At 49.7% G+C, this 14915-nt stretch carries 13 protein-coding genes and 2 pseudogenes; 3 read left to right on the top strand and 12 right to left on the bottom strand.

What is annotated here, in order from left to right:
• Window positions 1-15: 15 nt before the first annotated feature.
• The 11 genes from nuoH to OO017_RS14830 all read right to left on the bottom strand — a co-directional run bounded on the left by nuoH (window position 16) and on the right by OO017_RS14830 (window position 12214).
• Window positions 16-978, bottom strand: a complete 963-nt coding sequence (nuoH, locus tag OO017_RS14780; protein WP_266053345.1) for an NADH-quinone oxidoreductase subunit NuoH — start codon at window positions 976-978, stop codon at window positions 16-18.
• Window positions 948-3677 carry an NADH-quinone oxidoreductase subunit NuoG gene (gene nuoG / locus OO017_RS14785; RefSeq protein ID WP_266053346.1) on the bottom strand — a complete coding sequence of 910 codons (2730 nt, stop codon included), beginning with the start codon at window positions 3675-3677 and terminating at the stop codon, window positions 948-950. The genes nuoH and nuoG overlap by 31 nt, the downstream gene beginning before the upstream one ends.
• Window positions 3659-4960, bottom strand: a complete 1302-nt coding sequence (nuoF, locus tag OO017_RS14790) for an NADH-quinone oxidoreductase subunit NuoF (RefSeq protein WP_266053347.1) — start codon at window positions 4958-4960, stop codon at window positions 3659-3661. The genes nuoG and nuoF overlap by 19 nt, the downstream gene beginning before the upstream one ends.
• 17 nt (window positions 4961-4977) lie before the next feature.
• Window positions 4978-5442 (bottom strand): NADH-quinone oxidoreductase subunit NuoE, encoded by a 465-nt coding sequence (nuoE, locus tag OO017_RS14795; protein WP_266053348.1) that lies wholly within the window; start codon window positions 5440-5442, stop codon window positions 4978-4980.
• Between the two features lie 130 nt (window positions 5443-5572).
• Window positions 5573-7321, bottom strand: coding sequence for an NADH-quinone oxidoreductase subunit C/D (gene nuoC / locus OO017_RS14800; protein WP_266053349.1), 1749 nt, complete (start codon window positions 7319-7321; stop codon window positions 5573-5575).
• Between the two features lie 97 nt (window positions 7322-7418).
• Entirely contained in the window at window positions 7419-7691 is a 273-nt protein-coding gene (locus OO017_RS14805; protein ID WP_266053350.1) for a DUF4242 domain-containing protein, read from the bottom strand.
• A gap of 128 nt (window positions 7692-7819) precedes the next feature.
• Complete coding sequence (locus OO017_RS14810; protein ID WP_369426436.1) at window positions 7820-8458, bottom strand: NADH-quinone oxidoreductase subunit B; 639 nt, start codon at window positions 8456-8458, stop codon at window positions 7820-7822.
• A 53-nt stretch (window positions 8459-8511) separates the two neighbouring features.
• Window positions 8512-9072 (bottom strand): hypothetical protein, encoded by a 561-nt coding sequence (locus tag OO017_RS14815; RefSeq protein WP_266053351.1) that lies wholly within the window; start codon window positions 9070-9072, stop codon window positions 8512-8514.
• A 34-nt stretch (window positions 9073-9106) separates the two neighbouring features.
• Window positions 9107-9538: an NADH-quinone oxidoreductase subunit A gene (locus OO017_RS14820; RefSeq protein WP_266053352.1), complete on the bottom strand. Its 432-nt coding sequence runs from the start codon at window positions 9536-9538 to the stop codon at window positions 9107-9109.
• 74 nt (window positions 9539-9612) lie between these two features.
• On the bottom strand, window positions 9613-10044 hold the full coding sequence (locus tag OO017_RS14825; protein ID WP_266053353.1) for a CBS domain-containing protein: 432 nt from the start codon (window positions 10042-10044) through the stop codon (window positions 9613-9615).
• Window positions 10045-10822: 778 nt separating this feature from the next.
• Window positions 10823-12214: an undecaprenyl-phosphate glucose phosphotransferase gene (locus tag OO017_RS14830; protein WP_266053354.1), complete on the bottom strand. Its 1392-nt coding sequence runs from the start codon at window positions 12212-12214 to the stop codon at window positions 10823-10825.
• 395 nt (window positions 12215-12609) lie between these two features.
• Here OO017_RS14830 and OO017_RS20060 point away from each other — a divergent pair.
• Together OO017_RS20060 and OO017_RS14835 are read left to right on the top strand one after the other, a co-directional pair.
• Window positions 12610-12717 (top strand): annotated as a pseudogene (locus tag OO017_RS20060) (transposase); the annotation flags it as partial.
• A gap of 187 nt (window positions 12718-12904) precedes the next feature.
• Entirely contained in the window at window positions 12905-13210 is a 306-nt protein-coding gene (locus OO017_RS14835) for a transposase (RefSeq protein WP_266053355.1), read from the top strand.
• A 483-nt stretch (window positions 13211-13693) separates the two neighbouring features.
• Here the strand turns inward: OO017_RS14835 and OO017_RS14840 are convergent, their stop codons facing one another.
• Entirely contained in the window at window positions 13694-13882 is a 189-nt protein-coding gene (locus OO017_RS14840; RefSeq protein WP_266053356.1) for a hypothetical protein, read from the bottom strand.
• A 754-nt stretch (window positions 13883-14636) separates the two neighbouring features.
• Here OO017_RS14840 and OO017_RS14845 point away from each other — a divergent pair.
• Window positions 14637-14915, top strand: a pseudogene (locus OO017_RS14845) (hypothetical protein); the annotation flags it as partial.

The following is a 14915-nucleotide window of genomic DNA, read 5'->3' on the forward strand; positions in this document are numbered from 1 at the left end:
TCACTCATTCAAAACTCATTCACTCACCCACAGCACCACCGCGGCTGTTACCATCAGGTTCAGCAGGGTGAGGGGCAGCAGCACCTTCCAGCCGTACTCCATCAGCTGGTCATACCTTGGACGGGGCATGGAGGCGCGGAGCAGGATAAAGATCATCAGGAAAAAGAGCGTTTTAAGTATAAACCACACGATGGGCGGCAGGAAGTCAGGGCCCAGCCAGCCACCGAAGTATAAAGTCACGATCATGCAGGAGATGAGCGTGATGCCCATGTACTCCCCGATGAAGAACATGCCGAACTTCATGCCCGAGTACTCCGAGTGGAAGCCCGCAATCAGTTCACTTTCCGCCTCCGGAATATCGAAGGGCAGGCGGTGCGTTTCGGCGATGCCCGCGATGAAGAAGATCACAAAACCCACGATCTGCGGGATGAAGAACCACAGGCCACGCTGCGCCTCCACAATTTCCACCAGGCTGAAAGAGCCGCTCAGCAACACCACGCCCATCAGCGAGAGCCCCATGAACACCTCGTAAGAGATCATCTGTGCAGCGCCGCGCATAGCACCCAGCAAGCTATACTTGTTGTTGGAGGCCCAGCCGCCCAGGATGATGCTATAAGCGCCCATCGACGACATGGCCAGGAAAAACAGCAAGCCAATGTTCAGGTCTGCCACAATAATGCCTGGCGCGAACGGTATCACCACGAAGCTCATCAGCACGGTTACCACCACAATAGCCGGGGCAAGCACAAAGACGGGCTTATCGGCAAAGGGCGGAATCCAGTCCTGCTTAAAAAACAGCTTGATGGAGTCGGCGGCCACGATGAGCAAGCCGAAGGGACCAGCTCGGTTCGGGCCATACCTGTCCTGGAACAGGGCCAGCAGGCGACGCTCCACCCAGATAAGGGCGGCCGCCACGTTCAGCATGACGAACAACACGCCGCCGATGATCAGAAAGTAGTTTGGGGTTGCTGTTTCCATTTGATGTCTCGGTTTAGGATGGCCCAAGCGGGTAATTCGGCAAAAGGTACTCCAGGTAAGCCATTAGGCATGCCGGCGGTGCCGCTCGGGATGGTCTGGCTCAGTTTCACTGGTAACTGATAGATCTGGCCTTCGATGGAGAAGCTCAGGTGCTGCCCCTCATCCAGTTTCATGCGGATGGCATCGGCGGCGTTAATTTTCACATAAGGCTCTGGAATCCGCTCCATAATGGAAGCCGACTGGTTGCTCAGCTCTTCCGACCCAAACGTATGGTGCAGCGGCAGCATGTAGAGGTGGCCCTCCAGCGGAATAAATTTCTGCGGAACGGCCTCGGAGAACGGCAAGGTGCCGTCTGGGGCGATGAGCCTTACGCCCGGGTCGCCGCCTTTCAGGTGCCCGCCGATTTCTTCCTGGTATTTGTTAGATGCCTGGTTCGAGTTCCATCCAGGCGACCAGAAGAATGGGATCACAGAGGATGGCGGCTGTCCACGGTAGCCCTCCATGGTGTAGGAGAGCGGCGAATCCGGGTCCTCGGCAGGTTTGGGCTCGCTCACGTTCAGACCCGCATTCATGGCGGTGCGCCCGCTGAAACGGTGCGGGGCACGGGCTATGCGCTGTCCGGCAATGCGGAAGTCGGATGGAGGCGCTGTTTTCCGGATACCCTCCAGTGCGGTGTACTCTTTGCTGATCGCCTTCACCACGTCATCATAGTCATGCCAGTCGCTGATCTCCTGGTCGGCCATAATGGTGCCCATCTCCGCCAGCCAGTGCCAGCTCTCCTGTATCTCCTGCTGCACCGGGTGCACCTGGAAGAAGCGCTGCGCCCGCCCTTCGTTGTTGATGAGCGTGCCATCGGCCTCGGAGAAAGGGGCGGCTGGCAAAAGTATACCCGCTTTCTCAGTGGTGGGGTTATGCAGACTGTCCAGCACGATAACCTGCTTGCAGCCCTCCAGAAACTGGTCTACGGTAGCGGCGGAAGCCCTGCGGTAAAGGTCGTTTTCCAGGATAATGACTGTATCGGCGTAACCGTTCAGCACCGCCTCAAAAGCTGATTCTAACTTATGGCCGCCCAACATGGCAAGGCCCAGGCTATTGCACTCGGGCACCACTAGGCTGATACCTGCCGCTTTTTCTTTGGCCACTAAGGCATGGGCGATGTTGGCGGCGGCTTTCAGTACCCGTTCGTTGCCGGAAGAGGTGCCAGAGATGATGAGTGGATTATTGGCCTTCATCAGGGCATCCGCTATCTGCTGCGCCAACGCCTGTTCCTCCTCGCTTATACCGCGTACTTCCGGCGATCCTGCATCAATTAAATTGGCCACGGCAAAACCCAGGCGGGCAATGGCATCCGGCGAGTCGAAGAAAGTATGGGTAGCCAGTTCGTCGAGATTGGTAGGGATGTAGTGCGCGATGAAAAGTGGTCCTTTGTCTGTTTGCACCAGCCCGCGCACGGCCGCGTCCTGCCACAGCGGAATATTTGCCTTAGAAACAGTCTCCAGCATGGGCTGCTGCCGCACCGACTGCCGCACGGCCAGCGCTAGCATCGGGGCGGTGTTGGTCAGGTCTTCGCCAAGTATAAACACGGCATCGGCTTTCTCCACTTCCTGTAAAGTAGGTGTTCTGGCTGATCCCTCCCGAAGTATGTGTAAGGCCATCTCCACCAGGTCGTGGTCCACATCGGATACGCCATGATGGAAGTTATCCTCACCCACCAGTTTCTTAAGTACAAAATTCGATTCCAGCGAAGCTCTTGGGGAGCCGATGCCAATGGTACGGCCAACTTTTATAACAGATGCTGCAGTTTTGAGAGCGGTATACTTATCGGTGGCCTCTGGCAACTGGCTGCGCACCAGTGGTTTCCGAACGCGACCTGCACTGTTCACAAACTCGTAGCCGAAGCGCCCGCGGTCGCAGAGGAAATAGCCGTTTACCTCGCCGTTATACCGGTTGGTGATGTTGCGCAAGGTGCCGTAGCGCTCCCCAGCGATGGTATTACAACCTAGGCTGCAGTGGTGACAAACGGAAGGAGCGGAGGTGAGGTCCCACTTGCGGGTATAGTGCTGTTTTAGCGTTTTATCGGTGAATACACCCGTCGGGCATACTTCCGCCAAGTTGCCGCTGAATTCGCTTTCCAGCACACCATCCTCGGCACGACCAAAGTATAAATGGTTGTGGGCGGCGAACACATCCAGGTCCTTGCCGCCGGCGTAGTCTTTATAGTAGCGCACACAGCGGTAGCACTGTATGCAGCGGTTCATTTCGTGGTTAAGGAAAGGACCGAGGTACTGATTGCGGTAAGTACGTTTCTGGAAGCTATACTGCCTGTAGTTATGACCTGTTATCACGGTCATGTCCTGCAGGTGGCAGGAGCCACCCTCGTCACACACGGCGCAGTCGTGGGGGTGGTTGGTCATGAGCCAGCCGATGATGTGCGCCCGGAACTCTTTGGCCTCCAGGTCCTCAATCGACACCCGCATGCCATCCCGAACTTGCTCCATGCACGACATGAAGAGCTTTCCTTTCGTGTCGTTCTCATCTTTGTATACTTTCACGGCGCACTGGCGGCACGCCCCAACAGAGCCCATTGCTGGGTGCCAGCAGAAGTAGGGCAGGTCCTTGCCAAGATTGAGGCAGGCTTCGAGCAGGTTCTTGCCTGCTTTTACTTCGTAGGGTTTGTTATCTATGTAGATGGTTGCCATGCTTTGCTTTTGCTCCAGGGACAGTGGTGTTCGTGAATATGCCGTTCAAAATCCTCTCTGAAGTATTTCAGAGCGCTCTGTAGGGGTTCCATGGCGCCGGGCGCGAGTGCGCAAAACGTATTGCCGGGGCCAAGGTATTTGGTATGGAAATCGAGGGTGAGCAGGTGTTCGGGCTTACCCTCGCCTTTGTCTATCGCCAGCAGTATCTTCTCCACCCAGGGCAGGCCTTCGCGGCAAGGCGTGCAGAAGCCGCACGACTCCTGCGCAAAGAAGTGCTGCAGGTTCAGGGTAAAGCCCACCGGGCAGGTCTGGTCATCAAGTATGATCATGGTACCGGTGCCCATCCTGCTGCCTGCCGCTTGTATCGAAGGATAATCCATGGGTAGATCCAGGTGCTCTTCCACCAGAAAATCTGTAGAAGCTCCGCCGGGCAATAAGCCACGGAACAGGTAGCCGTCCTGCATGCCGCCGGCGTGTTCCTCCAGAATCTCGCGGATGGTAGTGCCCATGGGCAGCTCCCAGCAGCCCGGGTTTTTCACGCGGCCGCTTACGCCGTAGAGTTTCGTGCCGGCATCCTCTGTTAAACCCAGTTTCTTAAACCAATCCGCGCCGTTGTTGATGATGTGGGGCAGGCAGCAGAGGGTCTCCACGTTGTTAACGATGGTGGGCTTGCCAAACAAACCGCTGACCTGCGGGAAGGGGGGCTTGGCCCGAGGATTTGCGCGCTTGCCTTCCAAGGCGTTGAGCAGGGCGGTTTCCTCGCCGCACATGTAGCGGCCTACGCCCGTGTGCAGGTGCATGTCTAGGTTAAAGCCGGAGCCAAGTATGTTTTTGCCGAGGTAACCGGCATCGTAAGCTTCCTGTATGGCATGGGATATTTCTCTTGCGGCTACCTTGTAGGCCCAACGCAGAAAGACGTAACTTATACTTGCCTGGATGGCATAGGAGGCCACGATCATACCTTCGATGAGCTGGTGCGGGTTGCCCTCCAGCAGCACGCGGTCCTTAAAAGTGCCGGGCTCCATCTCGTCGGCGTTGGCCACCAGGTACTTGGGCTGTGCGGCATCCGGACCCATGGGCACAAAGCTCCATTTCAGGCCCGTGCTGAAGCCCGCGCCGCCGCGGCCGCGCAGGTTAGAATCCTTCACCAGCGTCTGCACCTCCTCGGGTGTCATCTCTTTCAGGACTTTACGCACAGACTGGTAGCCACCCACTTTCTCATACTCTTTCAAGCTGAGGGGTTTGCGTCCGGGTACGATGTGTTGGGTAAGCGGCTTTTCCATAGGCCCGCTTTCGGTTTTTAGGTGTACTTGCTCAAAATGTCATCCAGTTGTTCCACCGTTAGGTTACGGTACAGGTCGTTGTCAATCATAAGGGCGGGGGCACAGTCGCAGGTGCCCAGGCAGCAGTTAGGAAGTATGGTAAAGCGGCCATCTGCTGTGGTCTGGCCATATTGTATGCTCAGTTTCTCGAATAGTTGGTTGCGGATGTCCTCATAACCCATCACGTAGCAGCTGATGCTGTCGCAGACAAGTATGACATGCCGCCCCACGGGCCTTCGGAAAATCAGGTTATAGAAAGTAGCCACGCTGTCCAGCTCCGCCGTGGACATGCCCACGTATTCGGCCACATCCTGCAGGCTCTCATCCGATACCCAGCCATGGCTTTGCTGCACAATCTTCAGGGCCTCGATGCAGGCGTTCTTCGGTGATGGCACCAGGCTTATCTCGTGGTCTATCTGATGTTTTTCCTCTGCAGTCAGCATGTTCTATAGTTTAGAGTTAAAAGTTTATAGTTTAGAGTTTTGATGAGTTACTTGTTGATTGTATAAGTGGCATTTTATAGTTTTCTTTTACATCAACTCATAACTTTTCACTCTAAACTCTTAACTGAAATCACCTGTCAATATCCGCCAGCACGTAGTCCATCGCGCCAAGTATGGAGAGCAGGTCTGCCACGGTATAGCCTTTGGTGATGTAAGGCAGCATCTGCATGTGCGGGAACGAGGGCGTGCGTATCCGCAACCTGTAGGGCGAGGTGTTTCCGTCGCTGGTGACGTAGTAGCCGTTGGCCCCTTTCGTTGCCTCAATGCAGCTCATGGCCTCGCCAACGGGCATCACCGGCCCCCAGGTCACGCCTAAAAAGTGCGTAATCAGGGTTTCTATATCGTGCATGGTATTCTTCTTGATTGGCGGCGTGGTGAGTGGGTGGTCAGATTTAAACGGTCCCTCTGGCATGTTTTTCAGGCATTGCTCGATGATTCGCAGGCTCTGGCGCATTTCCGCCACACGAACCACGGCCCGGTCGTAGCAGTCGCCGTTGGAGGCGGTGGGCACGTCGAAATCAAACATTTCGTAACCCGAGTAAGGCTGTTTCTTGCGGAAGTCCCAATCTGAACCGCAGGCACGCAGGTTCGGGCCGGTCACACCCCACTCTATCGCCTCATCCAGGGTAAAAATGCCGATGCCTTTGGTGCGCGCCTTGAACAGGCTGTTTTTCATCACCATGGCATCGTACTCTTTTAACCTTTTGGGGAAATAGTTTATGAAATTTTGCACCAGTGTTTCCCAACCCTTGGGCAGGTCCTGTGCCACACCGCCGATGCGGAACCAGTTAGGGTGCATGCGCCCGCCCGTAATTGCCTCCACAATGTCAAATATTTTCTCGCGGTCAGTGAACATGTAGAACACCGGCGAGAGTTGGCCTACGTCCTGGGCAAAGGTACCGTACCACACCAAATGGCTAGCGATTCGGAACAGTTCACACAGCATCACTCGGATCACCTTCACGCGGTCAGGTACCTGGATGCCCGCCAGTTTCTCCACGGCCATCAGGTAGGCCAGGTTATTCATCACGCCTCCCAGGTAGTCCACGCGGTCGGTGTAGGGGAGGTAGGTGTGCCACGACTGGCGCTCGGCCATTTTCTCCTGCCCCCGGTGGTGAAAACCGATATCAGGTATGGCATCCACGATGTCCTCGCCATCAAGCTGCAAAACGATACGCAATACGCCGTGCGTGCCCGGGTGCTGGGGGCCAATATTTAAAAACATGAAATCGCTGTCGTCGCTCTGGCGCTGCAGGCCCCATTCCTCGGGTTTAAACTGCAACGCTGCCTGCTCCAGGTCTACCTTTTCATCATACAAAGCGAAAGGGCCCATTTCGGTGGCGCGGGCCGGATGCTCTTTGCGGAGCGGGTGGCCTACCCAGGTGCGCGGCATCAGTATGCGGTAGAGGTGGGGATGCCCGGTAAAGCGGATACCGAACATATCGTATACTTCGCGCTCGTACCAGTTGGCGTTGGCCCAGAGGCTGCTTATACTTGGCACCGTCGGAAACTCGTCGCGGAAGCCTACTTTAAGACGGATAAAGCTATTTCGCTCGAAAGAGAGCAGGTGGTAAATGATGGTGAAGGCGTAAGGAATGTGGCCGTTGTTTGGCTTGCGCGTCCGCTCGTCAATGGCGGTGAGGTCATAAAGCAGGGGGTAGGGCTGCGGGATTTCCTTTTTCAGGAAGGTAAGCACCGCCACGATTTTATCGTGGGGCATCCAGAGGGTGAGTACATCATCCTTTGTTGATTGTGGGGTGAACGTATCCTCCCCGAACTGCGCCTGCAGCCGTGCTAATGTGCTGGTCCCGTTTTCCATGGGTGAAATCTGAAAAATGCCCTAAAATCTGCTACCTCATGCTTTGCCTTCTGTTTGTATTCTCTTCGTTTTTTGATTCTTTTAAATTTTATACTTTCTATTCGGCTGTTACTGGGTCGATGATGGTCTTTACCTCACTGATTGCGTTGGCAGGTATTCCCACCTGTTGCGCATGCTCCCGGATCATCTCTTCATTGGGTGCGTTATAGATGCAGTACACTTTGTTGTCGGTTACATAGCTGTGCACCCACTGGATTTTGGGGCCCAGTTTATTTAGTACCCCACAGGAGTTCTGCGAAACGCTTTTTAACTGTTCAGCAGTAAGATCGCCGGCTCCCGGAATCTCCCGCTCGATCACGTATTTTGGCATATATTTTTAAATTGAAAGGTTTATACTTTTCTGATACTCACAAATACATTTCAGACTCTCACAGGTCTTAAAGACGCTGTGAGGTCGTAGGACTCTCTACCTCTCAAACTCTTAAACTCTCTAACTCCCTACACTTCATCCGGGGAGCGGAACTCAGTCATTTTCGACCTGGCCTCCTGCCTTCTTTCCTTCACGTCTATCTTTTCGGGCCTTATAATACCTTGTTCGCCGATGGTCCAGCTCAGCGGTCTGCGCTCTTTACCGACAGACTCAGCCAACAACATCAGGCCCTCCATGAAAGCGTCAGGCCTTGGGGGACAACCGGGCACGTACACATCCACCGGCAGAAACTTATCCACCCCCTGCACTACGCTGTAGATATCGAACATGCCGCCGGAGTTGGCGCAGCTGCCCATCGAGATCACCCAGCGGGGCTCCATCATTTGCTCGTGCAGGCGCTTGATGATCGGTGCCATCTTGATGAAAACCGTGCCGGCAATGATCATCACGTCGGCCTCGCGCGGCGTGCCCCGGATAACCTCGGCGCCAAAGCGGGCCACGTCATACTTGGGCGTCATGCTGGTGGCCATCTCCACAAAGCAGCAGCTCAGGCCAAAGTGGAAAGGCCACATGGAGTTCTTCCGGCCCCAGGCAATCAGGTCCTGAAGCGTAGTGAGCATGATGCTTTGTTGCACCGTCTCCTCGTAAGAGCTTGTGCCGCTCATTGCCTTCGCTGGGTCATCGGGTTTGCTGAGCCACCATTTCATAGGCTGTTGGTTTTATAGTTTATCCGGCAGGTTTACCAATTGTGTTATACTTATCAGCGGCGATTGCGCTGGTCTTTTAATGTATATCCAAATGCTATTCCGGCCCACAAGATGCCTTGTGCTTTATTGTATTTGTATTGGCTGCCCTTTATCTGTAACATGGGTGTTAAACCTGTCTTGAAAAAGAAACCGCCTTCTCTTTTTTGGTACCTGTAGCCAACTCTTGCAGTTGGAAGACCCATTAGCTGAGTAATATCAGAGCCCTCAAAGTCCTGGTAGCGCTCATAAAGAGCAGTAACCCCTAGGCCAAGCTCCAGATGATGGTTTCCTGCCCCTCTCAGATAGGATAGCTCAACAGGTATGGTAAGCAAGTTCTGGTTACCGTCTTCCATGTAGCTGAGCGACTCTCTGTAATACATAGCACCCACCCTGGCCGACATTTTCCATTTTGGTTTAGCCAGCATGATCCTGTCATAGTTAAAGGAGTAATACCCCCCGTTCCCCCCGAACTCTACAAAAAGAGAATGCCTCCTAAGTGGCTCTGGGCTTTCCTGTGCGAGGACAGGACTCGCAGTGAATATACATAGCATTGCCAGCAGTTTTATGTGCTTCATATATTGGATGAAGTATGGCCAATTCATTTTATCCTCAGGCCGCAGGCTTCTGCGTCATGCGTTTGTAGGCGGCCAGGATCTTATTGCCGTCGGGTCCGAAGTCAAGGGCTCCGTTGCGCCACTCATACACCAGCACCACCACCAGCATCACGATGAACACGCCCACGCCTGCGTAGCCATACCAGCCCAACTCCCGGAAAGCGATAGCCCAGGAAAGTATGAACACCACCTCCACATCGAAGATCACGAACAGCATGGCCACCAGGTAAAACTGCGAGGAGAAACGCATGCGGGCACCTCCCGCGCTCACGATTCCGCCTTCGTACGGCTCGCCTGTGGCGCGCTCTTTATGGCGCTGCCCCAGCACATACGACAGGCCAAGTATAAGCCCGACCAAACTGAGCACGATGGCGCCATAGACCAGTAACGGCCACAAAACGGTTGTACTTTCACTTGAAGTATCCAAAGCAGTTTACCTCCTTGCGAATTAAAAGTATGACGTATGACAGCGTTCTCCGGGGCTATCCCTGCCGGTATTAATTAATGTCCTGTAATATAGTGCTCGAGGTTATCGATAATGAACTTCTGTTCCTCAATGATGTATTTCACAATATCCCCGATCGATACCAGCCCGACCAGTTTATCGCCTTCTAAAACAGGAAGGTGGCGGATATATTTATGAGTCATCAGCTGCATGCACTCCTCAACTGTGTTGTCTGGTGTTACAGTGGCGGGATGCTCACTCATGATCTCACTTACCAGGGTCTCTTTGGATGCTTTACCCTTCAGGATAACTTTTCGGGCATAGTCCCTCTCCGTGAAAATACCTGCGAAGCGCTCTTCATCCATTACCAGCAAGGCCCCCACATTTTTCTCGACCATGAATTCCAATGCGTAGTAGACAGTAGTATAGGGAGTTACAAAAAGAGCCTCGTGCCCTTTCTTTTGCAGAATGTGTCTAACAGTGCCCATAGTTACCTCCTTGTGGTTTTTGGGTATGAAAATTAAAAGATTACGTGTGTATACGAATGTTTAAAATTATTGGTGTAAAAATCATATATTTTTTAATAAAAATGCTTTCCAGCACTTTTTAATGCCATCTTTTAGGATGTTAACCCTCTTTTTTCTACTGATGACCATCATTTATCTTCTGTTTACACCACAACTTCTTATATTAATTACGTATATTGGTTATATGGAAACACTGATCATAGGTTTAGTTCTGGCTTTGTATGGAGTGGCTTACTTCATCTACTACTGCTACGGCAAAAAGCAGCAGCCCCCGCGCAAGCATTATGACCATTATTGGTAACGGCTGGAGGCATAGGTTGCCTTAGGTGTGTTACAACACTTCGCGTGGGGTGAAACTTTGGTTACTCTGAAGGTGAGCTGTTTCTCTGCAAGTGTTGGCCTGTGCTTGTTAATGCCTCGCTTTAATCTGATGCCGCCTATTACAACCATAGGCGGTTTTTGCTATATACTTTTTTGTTCAGCTATATTGCTGCCATTTTTGGTTTTCCTGCTGATTTATACTTTACGAAGTATAGCTTTTTTCCTGTGCCTTCTCTATTTTTATACAGCGTATGTTGCTGTACATCTCTCTATAACAGGTTAACATGAGAACTACCTTTATACTTATTAATTATACTTTTGATAATGATGAACATACAGGTATGGGCGCAGGAGTGGAAAAGAAAGGCATCATCAGTCAGATACGAAGAAGGATTAAATGAGTTAGAAATCGGCAAGGTTAGTAAACATTCTCATTTCTTTGAAATGACTGCCAAACAGTAAGAAAAACAATTTTCAAGTCCAGATATAATGTCCAATTTTCTAAATACCATAAGTCTGCCTGTACCCGGTTGAGCATAGCCATGGTTTCTTTCGTTTCACCTCTGAAGCCGTTAACCTGGGCCCAGCCTGTAATGCCTGGTGTCAGAAAGTGGCGAACCATATAATTATTGATCAGTTGAGAGTAGTCCTTAGTATGCTTCAGCATGTGTGGTCTTGGTCCAACTACTGACATGTTCCCAAAGAAGACGTTAATGAACTGAGGGAGTTCATCTATACTGGTTTTGCGCAAAATCCTGCCAATTCTGGTCACCCTGAAATCCCCCTTGCACGCTTGCAGTTTGTCGGCATTGTTATTTAGCGCCATGCTTCTGAATTTAAGGCATTGAAAAGATTTATTGTTCTTTCCAGAGCGCAGTTGCTTAAAAAATACAGGTCCTTTGGATTCAAGTTTAATTATGACTGCAAGTACTGGAGTGAGCCAGCTTAAGATAAACAGTAAAACTAAAGAAGAAAAAACAATATCAAAAGCTCTTTTTATTATCTCATTTGCCTTATTCTCTAAGGGCTCTTGCCGAGGTTTTAAGATGGTAACAGGTCCAACTAGTTCCACCATGAATCTTCCATTTAAAGCCCCCTTCACGTCTGGCACCAGTCTAAAGCGCACCATGTACTTGTCAGCCTCTAGTATCAGCTTTTCTATTACTTCAAAGGCTTGATTGGGTAAAGAGCAGTAGATCTCACTTATTTTATTCGTGGATGCATAAGACACGCTGTCTTTGGCATTTCCCAAATAATGTATGTGAGGCGGTACCTTGGTAGGGTCATCATCAAACATACCTGCTATTTGATAATCCAACTCAGAGTTGGCATTTATGTAATTATAGAGCTCTATGCCTGCAGGACTTGCGCCGACAATGGCTATACTACTAGAGGTTGCCCATTTATTTTTTTTGTATTTCCTATATAATAAAAAGGAGAGTCTCCAACCAATAATGAAAGCAGGAAAGAGAACAAAGTAGTAGATGAACGGAGTTGGTGGGATATAGAAGTGAGGTAGCAAAAGCTTTATAGCTGCAGAAAGAGAAATAAAAACGCATAAAGCTGCAACGTTTGCAGACATAACAGGTGCTGCATTACGCTTTAATATTTGGCTGTACACGTTACAAATATTTGAACTATAAAACCAGCTAAAGTTTAGTAAAACAATAGTCAGCCTGTAATCATACACTTCCGCCCAAATTAACTCGTTGTCTGCTAAAATGAAACAAAAATACAAGGTGCCGTTTAATAAAAAGTAATCGACGACAACGTTAATCCATTTAAAGAGGGTAGAGTATTTATGTGCCATAGTGAGCGGTATAAACTAATGCCATTTATTTACATTCTGGGCTTTAATAAAATAGCGACAGTCAAAAGAAACTTGATGAAAAATAATTTTTCTACTATAGAAAGCTCATACTATACCTTATAATACATCTATTTATTTTGTAGGATTTGAATATTTATTATTATTTAGCCAATGATTTAAATTTATGGGCGAATGGATATAGTTTAAATATTTATTATTTATGTTAAATATGATGTGGTTTTTTTGCTATGTTGTGACTGAAAAATGGATTTTGGTTAACTTTGTTGGAATTATGGTATTTGGAGGGAGGATAGTAGATGAGCCACGGCAGATACGAGCTAAGTCAGCGGCAGTGGGAGCTCATCAACGGTATCTTCTGAGTTTTTTGCTCTGGCAGCCCCTGGCGGGACTTGCCGGAGAAGTACGTGCCATTGCAGACAGTGTATGACAGGTTCAGGAAGTGGCGGCGGCAGTGCGTATTCGAGAAGGTGCTCCAAAAGTAAGGTTGCATCTGCAGCAGGACGGGTGCCTGGACTTGGTTACCTGGTTTGTGGATGTCACCGTTAACAAGATGCACAAATCCGCTGCGGCAGGGGCTACCCGCTTCAGGTGCGCCTGACCGGTGGGCAGGAAGGTGAGGTCCCGCAGTTTCTTAGGCTACTGGAGTTTTAAGAGAAAAGACCTAGGGTAGTGGTGGCTTACAAAGGGTATGACAGCCAGGCCGTCCGAAAGGCGCTGCGGGAGCAGTCTATAAAGGCGCATATACCTGAAAGAGTCCTAGTTGGGGGAAGCAGGTGCAGAAGAAAGGGAAGGCCACCTAAAGTGAGCAAAGAGGTGTACCGCCGGAGGAACATCATCGAAAGGCTCTTTGGCAGGATTAAGGAGACGATACGGTTTGCCTGCAGATTCGATAAACTTGCAGACAGCTATCTGGCTTTCGCTCAACTGGCCTTTATGGAAGTCTACCTAAAACCTTATTTTTCAGACACACCCTAGTAGTAGATTTTGTTCCTGATTTAACCTCCTGTAGCACTGTTAGCTAACCTAGAATGAGCAGGTATTTATGAAATTCTACAGTTGCGGAAAACCTTTTTGGCGCTTAAGAGGATGTCTAGCTTTTATTTTTCAGACTATTAGGTTCAATATCACTTGACAATTCTGCCATAAGATCCAGCTTTGGGCGCTTTCTGATTTTTTTTCGTGATCCTTGTCGATCCTACGGAAGAAGTTGAACATCCCGAAAGCCCGCTCGGTCACCCACTTAACTGGCACGAAGTCTTCTGTGCTCAGTGGTTTGAAGCGTATCTCCAGTTCCGCACTCTCAGGTCCTCCGTGCCCCATCCTATGAATGCCTTCTCATAGGGCCCGTCGGCCCTGTGCGCCGCATGCACCACCAGCCTTCAGAATAGGCCCAGCGTGTCGGTAATCACGTCTTCCTGCCGTTAACCTTCTTGTTGCCGCCCACTCCCTTCCGCTGGCTCACAAACGGGTCACCTTAACCCTTTGCGTGCCAACGCTCATCAGGCTGGGGGAGGCTACTTTGCCGTGTCGCTCCTGGATGTTGAGCCGGAAGTTAAGCCGCTTCAGCGTGTCTTCCTCATGCCACTTGCGGAAATAGTAATAGGCCAGCTGCCATTTGGGGAAGACCTTCCGGGCAGGTTCAGCCATTGGCAATCCACCTGCAACATGTAAAAAATAGCATACACTACAACTCGCAGCGAGTACTTGTGTTTTCTTGCTATAGGCAGCGATACTTTTACCTCTTTCATTGCGAGTAAGTTAGTCTCTGAATTTGAGATTCCTTAATAACGCTTTGGTCAATTTTAACTTATGGATTGAATCGCTCTTTTTTACCCATTCAGAATTTTAGATATGCTCTTAGCTTACAAAAAACTAAAACAGCTATTTGGTATAGCTATCTCTACTCTGCATAAATCTAATGGTGAGATAGTGAACATTACTTATTTAAGTATCAGACAACCTGTTTATTCCCTCGCTTTTCTTCCTCTAAATTTTCTTCTGCTTAAATTAGTTATAATTTTTACTTTATTAAATATTGATATACACATTCAACAGAATGTGGAAATTGTTTATTTTTCAATATTCCAAGTTAATATCATAAGTATTTAAATTAAAACTTGGTGAAATGTTTTCAATTTCGAAAATGGGTCGTTTATCTTTGTTTTAATGTTTATGCGGAATGTCCTAAAATGATAAGTCTGAATGAGATAATATTTAGTGATATATAAATTTGAATAATAATTAGTTAAGTTGTGTATGGGTATATTTTTAAGTTAGGTTGTAATTTTTTTATATATATAAATTAATATTAGTATAATTTTTGACCACAGTGGTCTAATTAATCATTCACCAATTTTTATTTAGCCAAAGAGAAATGAATTCAAAATTCAAGCCTATTCTTATGTCCTTGCTAGTAGGGGCAGTAGCTTTTTCATGCGAACAAAAGGAACAAGATGAGGTAGTGCCATCATCAGAACTAAATGCGGAAGCAACAAGTCTATTAACATCAGCAAACCTACTTTTTGAAGAGCTTTTCGAAGGTGGTTCCCCACTGTCTGGTATTTACACGGAGACGGCTGGTAGCCATTCGCTGCAGTACGTGAGCACGCATTCCTTCGGGGGCTCGCGCTCGGCCCGCTTCGAGCTGCGCGACACCGACCCGATGGTCAACGCCGGCACG

Source organism: Pontibacter anaerobius (assembly GCF_026241195.1).
GTDB classification, from domain to species: Bacteria; Bacteroidota; Bacteroidia; order Cytophagales; family Hymenobacteraceae; genus Pontibacter; species Pontibacter anaerobius.

Excerpts from the sequence above, each read along its gene's own strand:
- OO017_RS14815 (WP_266053351.1), bottom strand. The coding sequence starts at position 9,072 with ATGAAGCACATAAAACTGCTGGCAATGCTATGTATATTCACTGCGAGT.
- nuoF (WP_266053347.1), bottom strand. The coding sequence starts at position 4,960 with ATGGAAAAGCCGCTTACCCAACACATCGTACCCGGACGCAAACCCCTC.
- nuoG (WP_266053346.1), bottom strand. The coding sequence starts at position 3,677 with ATGGCAACCATCTACATAGATAACAAACCCTACGAAGTAAAAGCAGGC.
- OO017_RS14805 (WP_266053350.1), bottom strand. The coding sequence starts at position 7,691 with ATGCCAAAATACGTGATCGAGCGGGAGATTCCGGGAGCCGGCGATCTT.
- OO017_RS14830 (WP_266053354.1), bottom strand. The coding sequence starts at position 12,214 with ATGGCACATAAATACTCTACCCTCTTTAAATGGATTAACGTTGTCGTC.
- OO017_RS14810 (WP_369426436.1), bottom strand. The coding sequence starts at position 8,458 with ATGAAATGGTGGCTCAGCAAACCCGATGACCCAGCGAAGGCAATGAGC.
- OO017_RS14825 (WP_266053353.1), bottom strand. The coding sequence starts at position 10,044 with ATGGGCACTGTTAGACACATTCTGCAAAAGAAAGGGCACGAGGCTCTT.
- OO017_RS14840 (WP_266053356.1), bottom strand. The coding sequence starts at position 13,882 with ATGGCTGAACCTGCCCGGAAGGTCTTCCCCAAATGGCAGCTGGCCTAT.
- nuoC (WP_266053349.1), bottom strand. The coding sequence starts at position 7,321 with ATGGAAAACGGGACCAGCACATTAGCACGGCTGCAGGCGCAGTTCGGG.
- nuoH (WP_266053345.1), bottom strand. The coding sequence starts at position 978 with ATGGAAACAGCAACCCCAAACTACTTTCTGATCATCGGCGGCGTGTTG.
- nuoE (WP_266053348.1), bottom strand. The coding sequence starts at position 5,442 with ATGCTGACTGCAGAGGAAAAACATCAGATAGACCACGAGATAAGCCTG.